The sequence below is a fragment of the Caballeronia insecticola genome, assembly GCF_000402035.1.
In the GTDB taxonomy this organism is placed as follows: Bacteria; Pseudomonadota; Gammaproteobacteria; order Burkholderiales; family Burkholderiaceae; genus Caballeronia; species Caballeronia insecticola.
Genome location: NC_021294.1, coordinates 545,377 through 560,735 on the forward strand (window position 1 = coordinate 545,377; position 15,359 = coordinate 560,735).

The 15,359-nt window shown below is 60.2% G+C and carries 14 protein-coding genes and 1 pseudogene; 6 read left to right on the forward strand and 9 right to left on the reverse strand.

What is annotated here, in order from left to right; translation table 11 throughout:
• Positions 1 to 27 precede the first annotated feature (27 nt).
• Positions 28 to 294 (reverse strand): DUF4148 domain-containing protein, encoded by a 267-nt coding sequence (locus BRPE64_RS16595; protein ID WP_044042715.1) that lies wholly within the window; start codon positions 292 to 294, stop codon positions 28 to 30.
• Positions 295 to 586: 292 nt separating this feature from the next.
• Between BRPE64_RS16595 and BRPE64_RS16600 the strand changes: the two genes are divergently transcribed.
• Both BRPE64_RS16600 and BRPE64_RS16610 read left to right on the forward strand, forming a co-directional pair.
• Positions 587 to 1,918 carry an Nramp family divalent metal transporter gene (locus BRPE64_RS16600; RefSeq protein WP_044042717.1) on the forward strand — a complete coding sequence of 444 codons (1,332 nt, stop codon included), beginning with the start codon at positions 587 to 589 and terminating at the stop codon, positions 1,916 to 1,918.
• A gap of 914 nt (positions 1,919 to 2,832) precedes the next feature.
• Entirely contained in the window at positions 2,833 to 3,660 is an 828-nt protein-coding gene (locus tag BRPE64_RS16610; protein ID WP_044042324.1) for a hypothetical protein, read from the forward strand.
• A gap of 282 nt (positions 3,661 to 3,942) precedes the next feature.
• Here the strand turns inward: BRPE64_RS16610 and BRPE64_RS16615 are convergent, their stop codons facing one another.
• Both BRPE64_RS16615 and BRPE64_RS16620 read right to left on the reverse strand, forming a co-directional pair.
• On the reverse strand, positions 3,943 to 4,833 hold the full coding sequence (locus BRPE64_RS16615) for a hypothetical protein (RefSeq protein ID WP_044042325.1): 891 nt from the start codon (positions 4,831 to 4,833) through the stop codon (positions 3,943 to 3,945).
• On the reverse strand, positions 4,830 to 5,714 hold the full coding sequence (locus BRPE64_RS16620) for a hypothetical protein (protein WP_232519257.1): 885 nt from the start codon (positions 5,712 to 5,714) through the stop codon (positions 4,830 to 4,832). The genes BRPE64_RS16615 and BRPE64_RS16620 overlap by 4 nt, the downstream gene beginning before the upstream one ends.
• Before the next feature lie 844 nt (positions 5,715 to 6,558).
• On the opposite strand from BRPE64_RS16620, the gene BRPE64_RS16625 reads away from it, so the two are divergent.
• Positions 6,559 to 7,011, forward strand: a complete 453-nt coding sequence (locus tag BRPE64_RS16625) for a hypothetical protein (RefSeq protein WP_051180446.1) — start codon at positions 6,559 to 6,561, stop codon at positions 7,009 to 7,011.
• 641 nt (positions 7,012 to 7,652) lie between these two features.
• Here BRPE64_RS16625 and motB read toward each other — a convergent pair.
• Both motB and motA read right to left on the reverse strand, forming a co-directional pair.
• Positions 7,653 to 8,636, reverse strand: coding sequence for a flagellar motor protein MotB (motB, locus tag BRPE64_RS16630; protein WP_016354637.1), 984 nt, complete (start codon positions 8,634 to 8,636; stop codon positions 7,653 to 7,655).
• Between the two features lie 36 nt (positions 8,637 to 8,672).
• A complete protein-coding gene (motA, locus tag BRPE64_RS16635; protein WP_044042718.1) occupies positions 8,673 to 9,545 on the reverse strand; it encodes a flagellar motor stator protein MotA in 873 nt (290 codons plus the stop codon).
• Positions 9,546 to 9,803: 258 nt separating this feature from the next.
• On the opposite strand from motA, the gene BRPE64_RS16640 reads away from it, so the two are divergent.
• Positions 9,804 to 10,625 (forward strand): helix-turn-helix domain-containing protein, encoded by an 822-nt coding sequence (locus BRPE64_RS16640; RefSeq protein ID WP_016354639.1) that lies wholly within the window; start codon positions 9,804 to 9,806, stop codon positions 10,623 to 10,625.
• A gap of 127 nt (positions 10,626 to 10,752) precedes the next feature.
• Positions 10,753 to 11,025, forward strand: a complete 273-nt coding sequence (locus BRPE64_RS16645; protein ID WP_016354640.1) for a hypothetical protein — start codon at positions 10,753 to 10,755, stop codon at positions 11,023 to 11,025.
• An 88-nt stretch (positions 11,026 to 11,113) separates the two neighbouring features.
• Here BRPE64_RS16645 and BRPE64_RS33215 read toward each other — a convergent pair whose 3' ends face one another.
• The 3 genes and pseudogenes from BRPE64_RS33215 to BRPE64_RS33730 form a co-directional block, all read right to left on the reverse strand.
• Positions 11,114 to 11,281 (reverse strand): hypothetical protein, encoded by a 168-nt coding sequence (locus BRPE64_RS33215; RefSeq protein WP_160167932.1) that lies wholly within the window; start codon positions 11,279 to 11,281, stop codon positions 11,114 to 11,116.
• 104 nt (positions 11,282 to 11,385) lie between these two features.
• Positions 11,386 to 12,852, reverse strand: a complete 1,467-nt coding sequence (locus tag BRPE64_RS16655) for an MFS transporter (protein ID WP_016354642.1) — start codon at positions 12,850 to 12,852, stop codon at positions 11,386 to 11,388.
• A 103-nt stretch (positions 12,853 to 12,955) separates the two neighbouring features.
• Positions 12,956 to 13,098 (reverse strand): annotated as a pseudogene (locus BRPE64_RS33730) (MFS transporter); the annotation flags it as partial.
• Between the two features lie 376 nt (positions 13,099 to 13,474).
• Between BRPE64_RS33730 and BRPE64_RS16660 the strand changes: the two are divergent.
• Positions 13,475 to 14,218 (forward strand): response regulator transcription factor, encoded by a 744-nt coding sequence (locus tag BRPE64_RS16660; protein ID WP_016354643.1) that lies wholly within the window; start codon positions 13,475 to 13,477, stop codon positions 14,216 to 14,218.
• Between the two features lie 86 nt (positions 14,219 to 14,304).
• Here the strand turns inward: BRPE64_RS16660 and BRPE64_RS16665 are convergent, their stop codons facing one another.
• A complete protein-coding gene (locus BRPE64_RS16665) occupies positions 14,305 to 15,210 on the reverse strand; it encodes a dihydrodipicolinate synthase family protein (RefSeq protein WP_016354644.1) in 906 nt (301 codons plus the stop codon).
• Between the last annotated feature and the right edge of the window lie 149 nt (positions 15,211 to 15,359).

The following is a 15,359-nucleotide window of genomic DNA, read 5'->3' on the forward strand; positions in this document are numbered from 1 at the left end:
CGCGGGTCTCGTGATGCGATGGATGGCTTATTGCGAATTCTGCGGGGCCGATTGTCCCGAGGCGGACGATCCTTCCGCCGACGAACCATAGGCGGTCGACGATTGCAGTTTATCTTCCGCGGCCTGGATGTTGTTGGGATAGAAGGCGTCGCGTTCGGACGGGTTATAGCCGGCTTGCTCGACGCGTTGCAGATCCGCCTTGACCTGAGCGCGCGTGAGACCTTCGGATTGCGCGAACGCGGCCAGCGGTGCGGCGGCCAGTGCAATGACTGCGATGCGTGTGACTAGTTTCATGGCGTACTCCTCAAGCGTGTGAAGGATGAACGCGGCGTGCGGTTGCGCGATTTGCAGCGTCGGCACGGTTACCACAGCCACAGGTGCATTCTATTTGTCGTACCGTGACGACATGCTGGCGTTCAGATGGCGCAATGGTCAGATTGGAGCGGGCGCTGAATGAATGTTGAAGGCGGGGTGAGGGCGTCTGTAAAGATGCGCAGCCGGTGATAGACTCGCCCGCGATACGCGTTTTGCCTGTGCATCGTGCGCACTGTGTCTTGCTTTGAATATCGCATCGGGAACCGATAAATTGCCGTTCAATCTACCGACCACGGCCACCGCGCCGTTTTGTCCATCCGAAGTCAAAGGCTCCGTCGCTGTCGCGCCGTCCGCGCCGTTATGGAAGAAGCTCTTGCAGTTCGCGGGTCCGGGCTTGCTGATTTCGATCGGCTATATGGACCCTGGCAATTGGGCGACGGATATCGAAGCGGGTTCGCGTTACGGATATAACCTGCTTTTCGTCGTCGTGCTGTCGAGCCTCGCGGCGATGGTGCTGCAATGTCTTTCGATGCGGCTTGGCATTGTCACCGGAAAGGATCTCGCGCAATTGTCGCGGGAGCGTTATTCGAAGCCGGTCGCGAATGTGCAATGGATGCTCGCCGAGTTGTCGATCATCGCGTGCGATCTCGCGGAAGTGCTGGGCGGCGCGCTTGCGTTTCACTTGTTGTTCGGTGTTTCGTTGATATGGGGTGTGGTGCTAACGGCATTCGACACGCTGATCGTGCTTGGCCTCAAGGGCAAGAATTTTCGCGATCTCGAAGCGATCATGCTGGGACTCATCGCGACGATCGGCGTGGGCTATGTCGTCGAACTCGTGCTCGTGAAGCCCTATTGGCCATCGGTTGCGGCGGGCCTTGTGCCGTCGATTCATGCGTTGAGCGGTCGCGAGCCGCTTTATCTCGCGATAGGGATTCTCGGCGCGACGGTAATGCCGCATAACCTGTATTTGCATTCGTCGATTGTGCAGACGCGGGTGGTCAATCGGGATGCCAAGAGCCTCGCATCCGCGATTACGCTTTCGCGGATCGATACCATTGTGTCGCTGGTGCTTGCGTTGCTGATCAATGCGGCGATTTTGATTCTGGCGGCGTCGGCTTTTCATGCGACGGGGCACACGCAGGTTACCGAAATCGAGGATGCGTATAAGTTGCTTGCGCCGATTGTGGGGACGGGGCTTGCCGCGGTTTTGTTTGCGGTGACGTTGTTTGCTTCAGGACAGAGCTCGACCTTTACGGGGACGATTGCGGGGCAGGTCATTATGGAAGGGTTCCTGCAACTGAAGATTCCTTGTTATCAGCGGAGGTTTATTACGCGGGCGTTGGCGCTTGTGCCGGCGTTGATTGGTGTGTACTGGCTCGGGAATGGGGCGGTGGGGAAGTTGCTGGTTGCGAGTCAGGTTGTGTTGAGTCTGCAATTGCCGTTCGCGCTTTATCCGTTGATTCGGATGACGAACGATCGGGGGGTGATGGGGGCGTTTGCTAATGCGGGGTTTATGAAGGTTGTGGCTTGGGGGTTGTTTTGTTTGATTAGTTTGGCTAATTTGTGGTTGGTGGTGCAGACGGTGGTGGGGTGGGTGGGGTGAGGGGGTGGTTTCTGATGAGTGTGGAAACCTGCGATGATGTGTCGCGGACTTTACGGCGGTGCTGCTTTCGGTTGCGGCGGCTCGTCGGCTCGTCGGCCTTTGCGGACGCTCGCCGTTCCGGCGATTTGCGGCTGCAGCACCTTGCATTGCAGTCGTTGACGACGCGGTACGGTTGAGTTAGCTTCGAAGAGAATTTAAACGAGTCTTCACGACCCTTAGCGGACTTCCAGCCCGTCGAAGGTCAATCGCTCTTCGCAAGGTGAAGCAGACGCTCATCAGAGAGTCCGCCGACGACTCATCGGTTTCTACTGTCGCTCGCGCCGTCCTGGAACTCGCACTCGAACGACTGCATCACGTCACATTGCCTTGCTCAACCGAGGCTACCATCTACGAGCGGCACAAGCACAAACGCTTCAACCCCCGGGAGATTCCCACGTATACCGAGCGGTCCACATCGATGAACACGTAGCAGCCGGGGAAGTCGGTGGAGGGCCCGAGCTTGGTGAGCAACTCACGTCGAGCGCTCTTGAACCCCACAAACGTGGTGGCCGACAGCGGCGATTGGAGAGCGGTCTTCAAGCGTTCCAGGTGCGCCGGGAGGACTGACGCCACCAGTTCGTCGAAGGTGTGGGTACAGTTGTCGATGGGCACGGGCCGTGCTCGCAAGAAACAGAAAGAGGCTGATCATACCCGAGCACGCAGGGCATACATGGCCATAGTCCCACGAGGAGCAAAAAAGCGCGCCTAAGAGGCATGCTCGCCGGAACCAGCATCCGTCCGGCGCAAAGCCAACGCGGCAGGGCAACCCGTGATGCCGCCAATACTTCGCGTATGTGGTCTGCCCGGCAGCAGGTGGCACTAGGCCGATCCGGCGTGCTATGTTCTCAGTCGGAACAAGCTGAAACCAAAGGACCATGGGCCAACAACAAGACTTGTACGAGCGCTGGAAACGGGCGAAAACCCAACTCAACGACCTGTTTAAGAAGCCCGAAAATACCCTCATTGTTCACTATTCTTGCGAGAGCTTTTACGACCAGACCAAAGCTGACTCACCGCGGGTTACGTCGATCGCGGTGCGGAATCTTCAATCGGGGCAGACCCACTCCTACTCGATCCACTTTGCTGCCGAGCGCGCCCACGCGCTCGACCAGATCGAAAATCGGTACGACGAGTTCGAAAAGGCGATGCTGCACGATTTTTTTGCGTTCGCGCGCGATCACCAGTTCCACACATGGCTGCACTGGAACATGCGCGATATGAACTACGGCTTTCCCGCCCTAGAACACCGGGCCGCCGTGCTGGAATCGCAAAGTTTCCACATCGACGAGAAGCAACTGGTGGACTTATCGCGCGTGCTCATTGCGATCTACGGCAACAAGTACACGGGCCATCCGCGCATTCAGTCGCTGATGGAGAAGAACCACATCACACCTCGTGACTTCCTTGTGGGTCAGGATGAAGCTAACGCGTTCGAGCAGAAACGCTTTTTGGACATGCATCGCTCAACTTTATCCAAGGTCGACGTGTTCGCCAACTTCGCCGAACGCGCGCACAGTGGGACATTGAAAACCAACGCAACCTGGTTCGAGCGCAACGGGCGTTCGTTCAAGGCGGGGATCGAAAAAGTCCGGGAGCACTGGCTCCTGGGCGCGGTGATTGCCGGCGGTGTCGGTGCGTGGAACTATCACGAGCAAATCCTCGGCGTTTGGCACTGGGGCGCGAAGTTGTTGGCGCATGGTTGAGAAAAGTATGGCGTCAACGCGATTTTTGGCGTTCGGGTAGTATCGAGCGTTACGAGGCTTCGCGAACCTTGCGATTCGAGTGGTGCGCCGTCGGCATTCCACCACCATGACGTGAACAGCCCACGCGTGTAAGTCGACCTGCTCGCACAGAAACGGGCCTAATTGCAATGAGTCTGTCTATGTCGCGAGCAAAGATCGGTCGGCAGACTACCACTAATCGACCTTACCGTTTATTTGAAAACAACAGATTTTGCTGAGTCGACAAATTCGAACCCTCGCACGTCACGCCTGCAGGTAATCCCTATTCATCTCAAACTGCTCAAGAAGCTGAGCCGCTTCAAAAGGGTCTTTGACCGGTACGAGAGCGATCTTCTTCTGCTCGCTCATAAAAGTTAGCCTATCGAACAACTCACCTGCGATTCGGCGAGCTTCGGAAGTCTCCGCTGTGTTCAGCGGGGCTATATTCACAAGCAGTGATGGCGACGAAGGAGCTGAATGAGATTGCAGCAGTCCCGCCGTGATATCCAGCTCAAGGATCTTACTCTCCGCCTCCTTTTGAAGCACGACCAGGTGCGGCACGGTTTGGGGAAGGCTTGTGACCTGCACAAGACACTGCTCATACGCGTAGTCAATCGTCATCTGCGCCGACTTGTAGAGGTCGATAGTTTTATTGAAGCGCGCTTTGCGAGCCTCGTCATCTCGCGCAAAAGCAGAACGTAGCGACCGCAGGAACTGTCTGGTCGGAATCGAATTCCGCTGTTGCTGGTCCGCTTCGTCGTCGAAGCTCCCACGAGCTGCAAATGCGGACAGGGTTCGCGTTGCAGTATCAACGACTTGTCTCTCGGAGTATCCGCGAATTCGAGTCGCCTTTCCGACATGGAATTCATCAAAAGGTGCGATAACGTCAGCGAAGGCGGTGCCACCGGCGAGCTGTTGATGCATAAACTCGGCTACATGGCCCATGATTCCGAGTGCAGACTGCGCTCGCTTCGCGCCAATCATCGCGCGGAGTTGCTTCGGCCCCAGCGCTAATCGCGCCAACGCTTTGCCGTGTTCGGGACTTTCATACTGAATCAGAACAATCGCGACGAAGCACTCGCCTGTCGACGCACTTGGCGTCCAGAGGACAGGCGCAGCGTGGGCCGTATAAGGGGGGGAATCCCAGAGGTTCATGGCGATGACCAAAGACTATCTTGAGACGGAATCTCGAGCCGCTTCGCAAGGTAAAGCGCAAGAGGCTGGAGACGAAGTGCGATCAGATCGACAATGAGCGCAGCCATTGTGATTGTTGGCGCAATCTTGACATCTACTTCCCATCGACGCATCGCATGTGCGAGCAGCGCCAGCCTCTTCGAGTGACGTGTCATCTGCTCCGCCTCTGTGAGTGTCTCCCGGCTATTGCGATTCCGGCGGCAAAGCTCAGCGAGCAATTGGTTCACACGCGCGACATGCTCGACAATCGCTTGTTGCGCACTTTGCTGCTCCACTTTGGTATAGAGCTTCGCGAGTGGTTGGAGCGCGAGATTATGGTCGAAAAGCCACCACTTGCCTCCGTCGAAGAGGAGGTTTTGCGCATGCCGATCCGGGTTCGCGACAAGTTCATCCCAAGCAGCCCCTTTCGGTGCAACTTCGTCGTCACAAACCTTCTGCCAAATGTAGTCGACGGCTAGGGGATTGTCCTCGATTCGTTGCGCGAAGAACGGATCAGGCGGCTGGAATACGCTTCCGAAGAGCATGACCGGACCGTGCTTCAAATTCGCGGGATGTGAGGGAAGGTCTTCCAGATCGGCGATAACGAGCGCCGGCCTCGGAACCGGAAGTCGGAGGACCTGAGAAGCCAGGCCACATGCCAGCTCGATGTCTAACTGAGACGTCTGTGGGAGATATTTGGCAAACACTGGAAGACCAGGCTCGTCCAGCCACGGCATGCCGGCCAACCCCTTCCACACGTGGTTCAAATGCTTGCCGTACACCTTGTCCGCAACGCCTAGCAAACGGTACACGGGCGACCGAGACGCGATTTCGACCATGTCGGAAGGAACGTCCACATTCATAAGCTGCCCGCGCATTGAAGAACACCCCGGCGAAGAATCGCCCACTGATGGCGTCGCTTCTCGGTCGGGGCCGTGAGAAGTTTAGCAGGTGAGTCGCGAGCGGTAGCCAGCTCCGTTAGCTACAAAGCGGCTAGATGAGGTGAGACCAAGGGAAAATACCTATGCCAACTCTAATACTATAGGCATATTCCGGCATAAACACATGATATAGTGTTTATGCCGACACTGAACACAAGATCTTGTGTTTTTGCCGGGGTGCCCGTTGAGTCTTGCACACTCAACGGGCAATTTCAGGGGCACAGGGCCTGAAACGACATTGGATTCTAACCGCGACGAATGAGGATCCGAAGCGTAGTTACAATTCCGGCGCCTTGCCTCCGCACTTCCTATCAGGCAATCATCATGAGCAAACCACGACCGGACACTCACCCGGTGAATCGCAGCGCCGTTACGGGTCGCTTCGTCACTGAGCAATACGCCAAGTCGCATCCGCGAACAACCGAGCGCGAGCACGTACGCAATCCGTCTCCATCAATCCCTAAACGGTCGAAGTAACTTCACCGGATCGAGGCCGCTCACGGCGGCCTCACAACGTCGATGGAGACGCCATGCGATTGAAATTCTCAACGCTCCTTCCGATTCACGGACAGGGTGTACGCGGACTTGAAAGCACTCCCCTTTCGGTCACCGGCGGCGTCAACGGAATGCGTATGCAGTTCGTACCGCCGAGCCTTAGAAACCGGGGTCCCAGCCAAACGGAGGAATCCCGTGGAAAAACTAAGTCGAAAGACGAAAAGGCCCATGTCGAGAAAAGCGCACGTGCACAGGAAGCGAAGCGGAAGCCATGAGTGACGAGGAGGAACCGAAGGAACGTCAGCGGCTGTATGACGCCTATCGCACGGAACTGGATAAGCGGCATGTGTCGAACGCTGAGAATCTAGACAAGTCTGTTCTCACCTACTCGAGCGGCGGACTGGCTTTCTCACTGGGATTTCTCAAGGACTTCGCTCCGCACGGTCACGCTGTCTTCCGGTGGTCGCTGCTCACATCGTGGGGCTTGTTCACTTTTGCGATCGCGCTGGTTGTCGCATCATATCCGGTAAGTCAAAAAGTAATCAGGATTCAGCTGGATCGTTGTGAGCGTTACTTCAAGGAGTCTGAGGAGGGCGCGTTCGACGAAAGTAGTCGATGGGAAACGTTGTCCGAGGTAATCACAATCCTTTCAGGTATTTCCTTCTGTGGGGCGTTAGCACTGTCGGCCATTTTCGTTGGTTTGAACATTTTGGAGCAACCATGACGAGCAAGACTAACTGGGCATATGCGCAGGACGGCGCGATCGGGATGAAGATGCAGAAAGCAGGTACTACGAAGCCGCAGCTAGTCGAGCGTGGAGCGACGGGACTTCCTTTGCAGCGAGTCGTACCACAGACCAAACCAGCACCACCCACCAGCCAAACGCCGAACAAGTCGTCGGGCTCGAAATAAAGCGCGAGAAAACGTGAATCGTCCGTGCTGATGAAATCTGAAACAGGCTCGACCCGCTGGCTGCGAGAGCGCTGACCGGAGAGATGCCGACCGCAAGCCACCAGATCAAGCAGGCCATGTCACACCTCAGTGAGAAAGCTGACCAGCAATACCTCGAGCGCAAGGGCGAATTCAACCGGTCGATGCAATAGATTGCTGAAATCGCTCGGCTGGGATTTCGTAACCCAAGGTCTTTTTTGGGCGCTCGTTCAGCCGCCGCGCCACGGCGTTGATTCACATTGAGGGTGGCTGGCGTTCAACGCGGCGGCGATATGAATGACCGGTGTCCTTCGTTCAACAGCCGTCCGAGGGCGGATCGATGAACGTCAGCAATGGCCGACGAACAGACCTCCAACAGAAACGCGCCTCGCTCTCCCAAGCAAGGCGCCCATCCAATCTAGACCTCAACCACGCTTACCTAACCACCCCCACCGCCCCATTCGCCTTCCCCACCACAGCCGCCGCCGTAACCGCCCCTTCAATCGGCTGCGTCTGATCCACCGTCGTCCGCCCCCCATCCCGAAAGAAAGCCTGCTCAGCCGCCTTATTCAGCACGAGAATACTAATCCGCCGATTAGTAGGCTCATCCACAACATCCTTATTAAGCGGCAACGCATCCGCGAGCCCTCGCACCTGCAAAACCTTGCCTTCCTTCATCCCACCCGCGACCAGCGCGCGCCGTGCCGCATTGGCACGCTCACCCGAAAGCTCCCAGTTCGAATACCCCGCCTGACTACCGGAGTAGGGCACCGCATCCGTATGCCCCGCAATCGACACGCGGTTATCGACATCATTCAGCGATGACCCGATGTTAGTCAGAATTGTCGTCACATAACCTTCGAGCTTCGAACTTCCCGAAGCGAACATCGGCCGCTTAAGCGAATCGACGATCTCGATACGCAATCCTTCGCTCGTAATCGCAATCCGTATCTGATCTTTATACGCACGCAATGCAGGCATCTGCTCGATAAGCGCCATAAGCTTCTGCTTGAGCTGCTGCAGCTTCTGCATGTCTTCCACCGCGACCGCCGCGCGCGCAATCGATGGCGGCACCGGCTGCGTCTGACTCTTGTTGCCTTCGCCAGGCCGCGAACTCGACAGATCCTTGCCGCCGCCCGTAATGACGCTCGTATGCGCCGACGCACCGCCATCGTTGCCGAACAGCGCGGAGAGCGGCGTATTGAAGTATTGCTCGATGCCTTCCTTGTCGTACTTCGATGTAGACCCGAGCAGCCACATCAACAGAAAGAACGCCATCATCGCGGTAACGAAGTCGGCGTAGGCAATCTTCCAGGCGCCGCCATGATGACCATGTCCGTGCGCCTTCTTTTTGCGCTTCACAACCACGGTCGGCGCAAGCACGGATTGCAGCGGATCGCGTGACGGTTTCTCAGCCATGATTTATGCGCCTCGTCATCATCGTCATCGTCGTCATCAGGAAGCCGACTTCGGCATCTTGGTCGCGCGCACCGCGTCGTCCAGTTCCTTGAAGCTCGGACGATCCGCGGTGAACAGCACCTTGCGGCCGAACTCGACGGCCACCGTCGGCGCATAGCCGTTCATCGACGCAAGCAGCACCGACTTCACGCACTGAAACGGTTTGGCTTCCGCCACGCCTTTAGCGTTGAGCAAATCCGCAAGCGGCCCGATAAAGCCATACGCCAGCAAAATGCCCAGGAACGTGCCGACCAGCGCGCCCGCGATCATCTCGCCGAGCACCGCGGGCGCGGCGCCGACGGAGCCCATCGTGTGCACAACGCCCATCACCGCCGCCACAATACCGAACGCCGGCAAACCATCCGCCATCTTCTGAATGGCGTTGGCCGCGACCGAGCTTTCCGCATGATGCGTCTCGAGTTCTTCGTCCATCAGGTCCTGCATCTCGAGTGCATTGACGTTGCCCGCCGACATCATGCGCAGATAGTCGACGATGAAATCAAGCAGATGATGATCGGCCATCACGTGCTCGTATTTCTGAAAGAGCGGACTGGACTCGGGCGCATCGACATCGGCTTCGAGCGCCATCATTCCTTCCTTGCGCGCCTTCTGCAGCAATTCGTAGAGCAGGGCGATCAGCGCGACGTATTTCTCTTTCGTATAGCCGCCGCCCTTGAAGATTTTCGGCACGGCCTGCAAGGTTTTCTTGAGCGTCGATGTTGGATTCGACACGACGAATGCGCCGATCGCCGCACCGAAAATACACAGCAGTTCGAAGGGCTGCACGAGCGCGGCAAGGTGGCCGCCGACTCCCAGAAAGCTCCCGATCACCGAGCCGATGACCAACACCCATCCGATGATGACAAACATGTTTTCTCCGCAGATGTCCGCGCGCCGCGGGCCGTGCGCGCTTTCGGATGAGACGCGCACGGCTCGCGACGCATTGTTCGCTATTGTTGGCTTTTAACGGCCTGGAACACCCGGAGATTTAGGGTCGCGCGCGCAAGAATTTCTCCGCAAATGTTTGCGCAGTAAATCTTACGTTCGTTCTATAGCGCCATAGCGCATTGCGGCGATGACCTTGGAGGTAATGGAACGCAGGAGCGTGCTTCGTCTAAGATCGGCGACATGAACTCGACCCTCACGCATTCACCCGTTCTTTCGACGACCGTCGGCACGCTGCTGCGCGAATGGCGTCAGCGACGACGCATGAGCCAGCTCGATCTCGCGGGCGAAGCGGACGTGTCCACGCGTCATCTGAGCTTTGTCGAATCGGGGCGTTCTCTGCCGAGCCGCGAGATGCTGATGCGTCTGGCCGAGCAACTCGACGTGCCGCTGCGCGAACGCAATACGCTCCTGATCGCCGCGGGCTATGCGCCGCTTTATCGCGAACGGGCGCTCGCCGATCCGCAACTCGCCGCCGCCCGCCGTGCAGTCGATCTGGTGCTGAAGGGCCACGAGCCTTATCCGGCGCTCGCGGTCGATCGTCACTGGACGATGGTCGCGGCCAATGCAGCGCTGGCGCCGCTGGTCGCGTCGGCGGATGCGGAACTGCTCGCGCCGCCGGTGAACGTGCTGCGCCTGTCGATGCATCCGCGCGGCCTGGCGAATGCCATCGACAACTGGGGCGAGTGGCGCGCGCATTTGCTTGCTCGCCTGCGCCGGCAGATCGAAGTCTCGGGCGACGCCACGCTCGTCGCGCTGCTCGCCGAACTCGACGCGTATCCCGCGCCCGCGCATGCCGGGCACGCGCCGCGCGGGGAAACCGATCCGGTTGTCGTGCCGTTGCGCATGCGCACATCGCACGGCGTCCTTTCGTTCTTCAGCACGACGACGGTATTCGGCACGCCCGTCGATATCACGCTGTCGGAACTGGCGATCGAAGCCTTCTTTCCCGCCGACGACGCCACCGCCAACATCCTCCGCCAGCTCGCCGACGCGCGACGTTGAGCTTGCGTCGACGCGCGCGAGCTTACAGAATTGAACCTAGTCCGAGCACGCGGATCAATCAGACGTCAGGGGCGCTGATCGCGGCGCAACCTGGTCAGCTTTTGTCCAACTAACGCGGAAGGCAACGATGATTCAAACATTCGAGCAAGTGATCGGCGGGCAAAACATGGCGTTCTGCGCGAGTCTCGCGGAGGGCGGCGGGCCGGCGCGCGTCATTATCAGCCGTGCGGATACGGCGGAGTCGCTCGTGATCGTCGAGGCCGACGGCATCATCGGCACGATCAAGGCGGAAGTGGAAGCACCGAGCACGCTCGTCGCCGATGCCGTGCGCAAGGCGCAAAACGAAGCGTTGATCGAACGCGCGCTGGAAACCGGCACCGTGCAGACAACGAGCCTGTAGTTATCCATCGCAGACTCGCGAAGCAAAAATGCCCGCGCGGCTCGAGTAGCCGCGCGGGCATTGCTTTGTGCATTCGCGAAACCTGAACCTACATGCGCGGCTCGCCGTTCTTCGGGTCGGCGGGCACCATCGGCGTGGCGGAATCCGGGCCGTCGGGCATGTCCGGATCGTCGGGATTCGGCGGGGCGTCCGGGTCGAGCAACTTGTCCGGGTCCGGTTCGAGCGGCTCGTCGGGCGAGCGGGGCATCGTCGACATGGTGTTCTCCTTGATGGATCGATGGCGTTCGTTCCAGCTCGATGCTGCAACGCGCGTTCCCGCTGCGTCGCCTTCGTCGTTCGTTGTTCGTCGTTCGTCGTTCGTCATTCGGCTTCGTCCGCAAGCGGGCCGCCCGCGCGCGTCGCGTCATGGCTCTGGCGCGCGTTCGGCGAATTGCGCATGTACCGCGCGGTCAGCGCCGCGCATAGGAGCAGCGCGACGGAAATGCCCGCCGACCAGCGCACTGCATCGACGATCGTTTCCGCGCCTTCGCCGTGACTCGCGAGCGCGCCGAACGCCGCGACGCCGATCGCGCCCGCCGCCTGCCGCGCCGTATTCAGCACCGCCGACGCCGTGCCCGCGCGCTGCTGTCCGACGGTGCCGAGCAGCGCCGTGGTCATCGCGGGGACCGCGAGGCCCATGCCGGACGGAATCAGCAGGAACGGCACGAGCAGCAGGGCGGTGGGCGTCGTTGCATCGACGAAACCAAGGGCGGCGAAACCGGCGGCGTCGAGCAGCGCGCCGAATATCATCGGGCCGCGGGAGCCGAAGCGCGCCACCACGGGTCCGCTCGCAAGATTCGAGATGAGAAAGCCGCCCGTTAGCGGCAGGAACGCGAGTCCGGTCTGCAAGGGCGAATGGCCGAGTACGCGCTGCAAATACAGGCTCAGCACGAACACCATCCCATAATAGGTGAGATTCACGCCGATGCCGAAGACGACCGCTGCGCTGAACGTGCGCTCGCCGAACAGCGAGAGCGGCAGCATCGGCGAGGCGCTGCGCCGCTCGATGGCGATGAACGCTCCGCCCGCCGCCAGCGCGAGCGCGAGGCCGCCCCATACGACCGGATGCGCGAGTCCGAGCGGACGCAGTTCGATCACCGCGCCAACGAACGCAGCCAGCGCAACGATGGCGAGCGCCTGTCCCGGCAAGTCGATGCCACGCGCTCGCTGTGCATGCTTCGGCCGAACGTTTTCGATCCACATAAACGTTGCCGCGATGCCCGCCGCGCAGATCGGCAGATTGACCCAGAAGATGCTGCGCCAGCCGAACGCCGCGATCAGCACGCCGCCGACAATCGGCCCCGCCGCGATCGACACCGCGCCCGCCGCCGTCCACAAGCCCACAGCGCGCGCCCGCAGACGCCGGTCGTGGCCGCACGCCGCGTTCAGGAGCGCGAGCGAGTTCGGCAGCATTCCGGCGGCGCCGATGCCCTGCAACGCGCGCGCGGCGATCAGTTGCGGCGCATCGCGCGAAAAGGCGCACGCAAGCGACGCCAGCGCGAACAGCGCGAGTCCGCCGAGAAACATGCGCCGAGCGCCGAAGCGATCGCCGAGCGAGCCCGCCGAAAGCATGAGCGCCGAGAAGGCGAGCGCGTAACTGTCCACGGTCCATTGCAGGTTCGCGACGCCCGCGTGCAGATCGTGGCCGATGCTCGCCAGCGCCACGTTGACGATCGAGACATCGAGCTGGGAGACGACAAAGCCGACGCTGGTCGCGGTCACGACGAGCATCTGTCGCGCGGACAGGCGCGCGTCGGAGGAGGAAAGGTTCGAGTTCATGCCGTTCATCGTAGACGCGTCGCGCGTTCGACGTTTCGGCGTGAGGTGAAACGTGGAAGTCGGCGGCTAGCGTGCCTGTTTGAAGAACGGCGTCGCGCATAGGGGGCGACGCGGACGCCATCGGGCTGAATTTCATCATCGGCGAGACGACGATCGGCGTAAGTCCGCCGAACACCGCATACGTGATGTTGTGCGAGAACGAGATGCCCGAGAAGCGCACAGCGGCGGGAAGGCCTTCGCCATCACGAACGGAATTCGTGATCCGCCGCCCGTTATCCGTGCTGCGCGACGCGACGGACTGTCGCGGGGCAGCTTGCAACGCGACGTCACGGCAAAACGACAGAAGCGGCACTCGCGAGCCAGACGCGCCGTTTTACATCATAAAAGACGACATAAAAGCGCAAAATCGCCCGATTTTTCAAATGGTTGCGCGCGCGAAACGGGGTCTAAGCAAAAAGCGCGCCGTCACATGCCTTGACAATTCGGACCAATCCGATGGGAAAGGGAGTCGCTGCTCTCCAGAATGCGCATCGAATTCCCCGTCTCATCGCGCGACGAGACGCCCTGCGGGCGCCCACGATCGGCGTCCGCCCATTGTCTGTATGTAGTTGGACTCATCAGGTTAGACACCATGCGCGTCGCCGTTTTGCAAACCGACCCCAGTTACCGAAATCTCATCAGCGACGTCGTTAAACGACTCGGCCATACCTGCGTCACGTTCGGGGACGGCCTCGTGCTGTCCAAAGCGTTGTCGCGTTCCACGGTCGATCTGCTGATCCTCGACTGGAACTCCACCGGCCTGTGCGGCCTCGACCTGCTCAAGTCCGTGCGTTCGAGCTTCGGCGAGCGCGTGCCCGTCATGTTCGCAACGCCGGACGGCGCCGAGCACAACGTAGTGTGCGCGCTGACCGCGGGCGCCGACGACTACGTCGTGTATCCGGTGCGTCCGGGCGAATTCGGCGCACGCGTCGAAGCGCTGCTGCGCCGCGCCTATCCCGGCACGTCCACGGCGTGTCTGGAAGTCGGCCCGTATCGCTTCGACGCCCGCCAGCAAACCGTCACGGTGCGCGGCAAGCCGGTCCAGTTGAGCGGCACGCAGTTCCGTCTCGCCCAACTGTTCTTCTCGAATATTGGCCGCGTGTTGTCGCGCGACCACATCTTCGCGATGGTCTGGGGCCGCGAATTCCGCGAAACCACACGCACCATCGACAGCCACGTTTCGCGTCTGCGTCTCGCGCTCGAAATCGAACCGGTCAACAACTTCCGCTTGCAGCCGGTGTACAAGAGCGGTTATCGCTTGCTCCATCTGTACGATGAAGGCAAGGACACCGGCGAAGGCCACGTCGAGCCTGCGCCTGCACAGATCGCCGCTTAAAGTGGTCAATTCGGCGTCGGTCGAATGAAAAAATGCCGTCTTCGGACGGCATTTTTCGTTGGCGCGCGGTTTTTGCGGCGGATGCTTCAGATGGCCGGCAAGGCCGGGCGCGTCTCGATGCTGCGCCGGATCAGCGCTTCGACATCGCGCCGCTCCTCGCCCGCGAGCGGCAGTCGCGGCGGCCGCACAGGCTCCGTGCCCAGCCCGACGATCGTCTCCGCGAGCTTGATGTTCTGCACGAGCTTGTGCGACACGTCGAGTGCGAGCAGCGGCGCGAACCATCGGTAGATCGCGCGTGCTTCTTCCAGACGCCCCGCGCGAATGAGCTTGTAGATCGCGACCGTCTCGCGCGGAAATGCGCACACGAGCCCGGCAACCCAGCCGTGCGCGCCCATCAGAATCGCTTCCATCGCGAGGTTGTCGACGCCACAGAAGAGCGCGTAGCGATCGCCCGTTTCGTTGATGAGATCGGTGATGCGCCGCACGTCGCCGCTCGATTCCTTGATCGCCGCGAACTTCCGGTCTTCGGCCAGTTCGGCGAACATCTTCGGCGTGACATCGACGCCATAGGCCAGCGGATTGTTGTACACCATCAGCGGCAGCGGGCTTGCGTCGGCGACCATGCGAAAGTGGTTGAGCGTCTCGCGCCGGTCCGACATGTACCGCAGCCCCGGCAGCACCATGTAGCCCGCAGCGCCATGGCTGGCGGCGCGTTCGGCCTGGCGGCAGCCGTCCAGCGTGCTGTTTTCCGCGATCGTCAGCAGCACCGGCACGCGGCCGCGCGCGGCGTCCACGGCGATATCGAGTACGTCGAGCTTCTCGTCGAGCGACAGCGTGGACGCCTCGCCGAGCGATCCGCACACGATAATGCCGTCCACGCCCGCTTCGATCTGCGCGTCGACGTTCTTGCCGGTCCATGCGCGGTCTATGCTGAAATCGGCGTTGAACTTGGTGGTCACGGCGGGCATCACGCCTTCCCAGATTTGCGTCACGGCTGCTCTCCGAATGTGTTTGAACGTCAGGCAGTGTAAGCACCGGAAAATCGCGCGTCTTGCGCGTTTCGCGCGCGCCGCGTGCCGATTTCGGCATAGCTGATTTTGCCGCCAGAGGCCGCGCCGAAAGCCGTTCGATGCGATCCGGT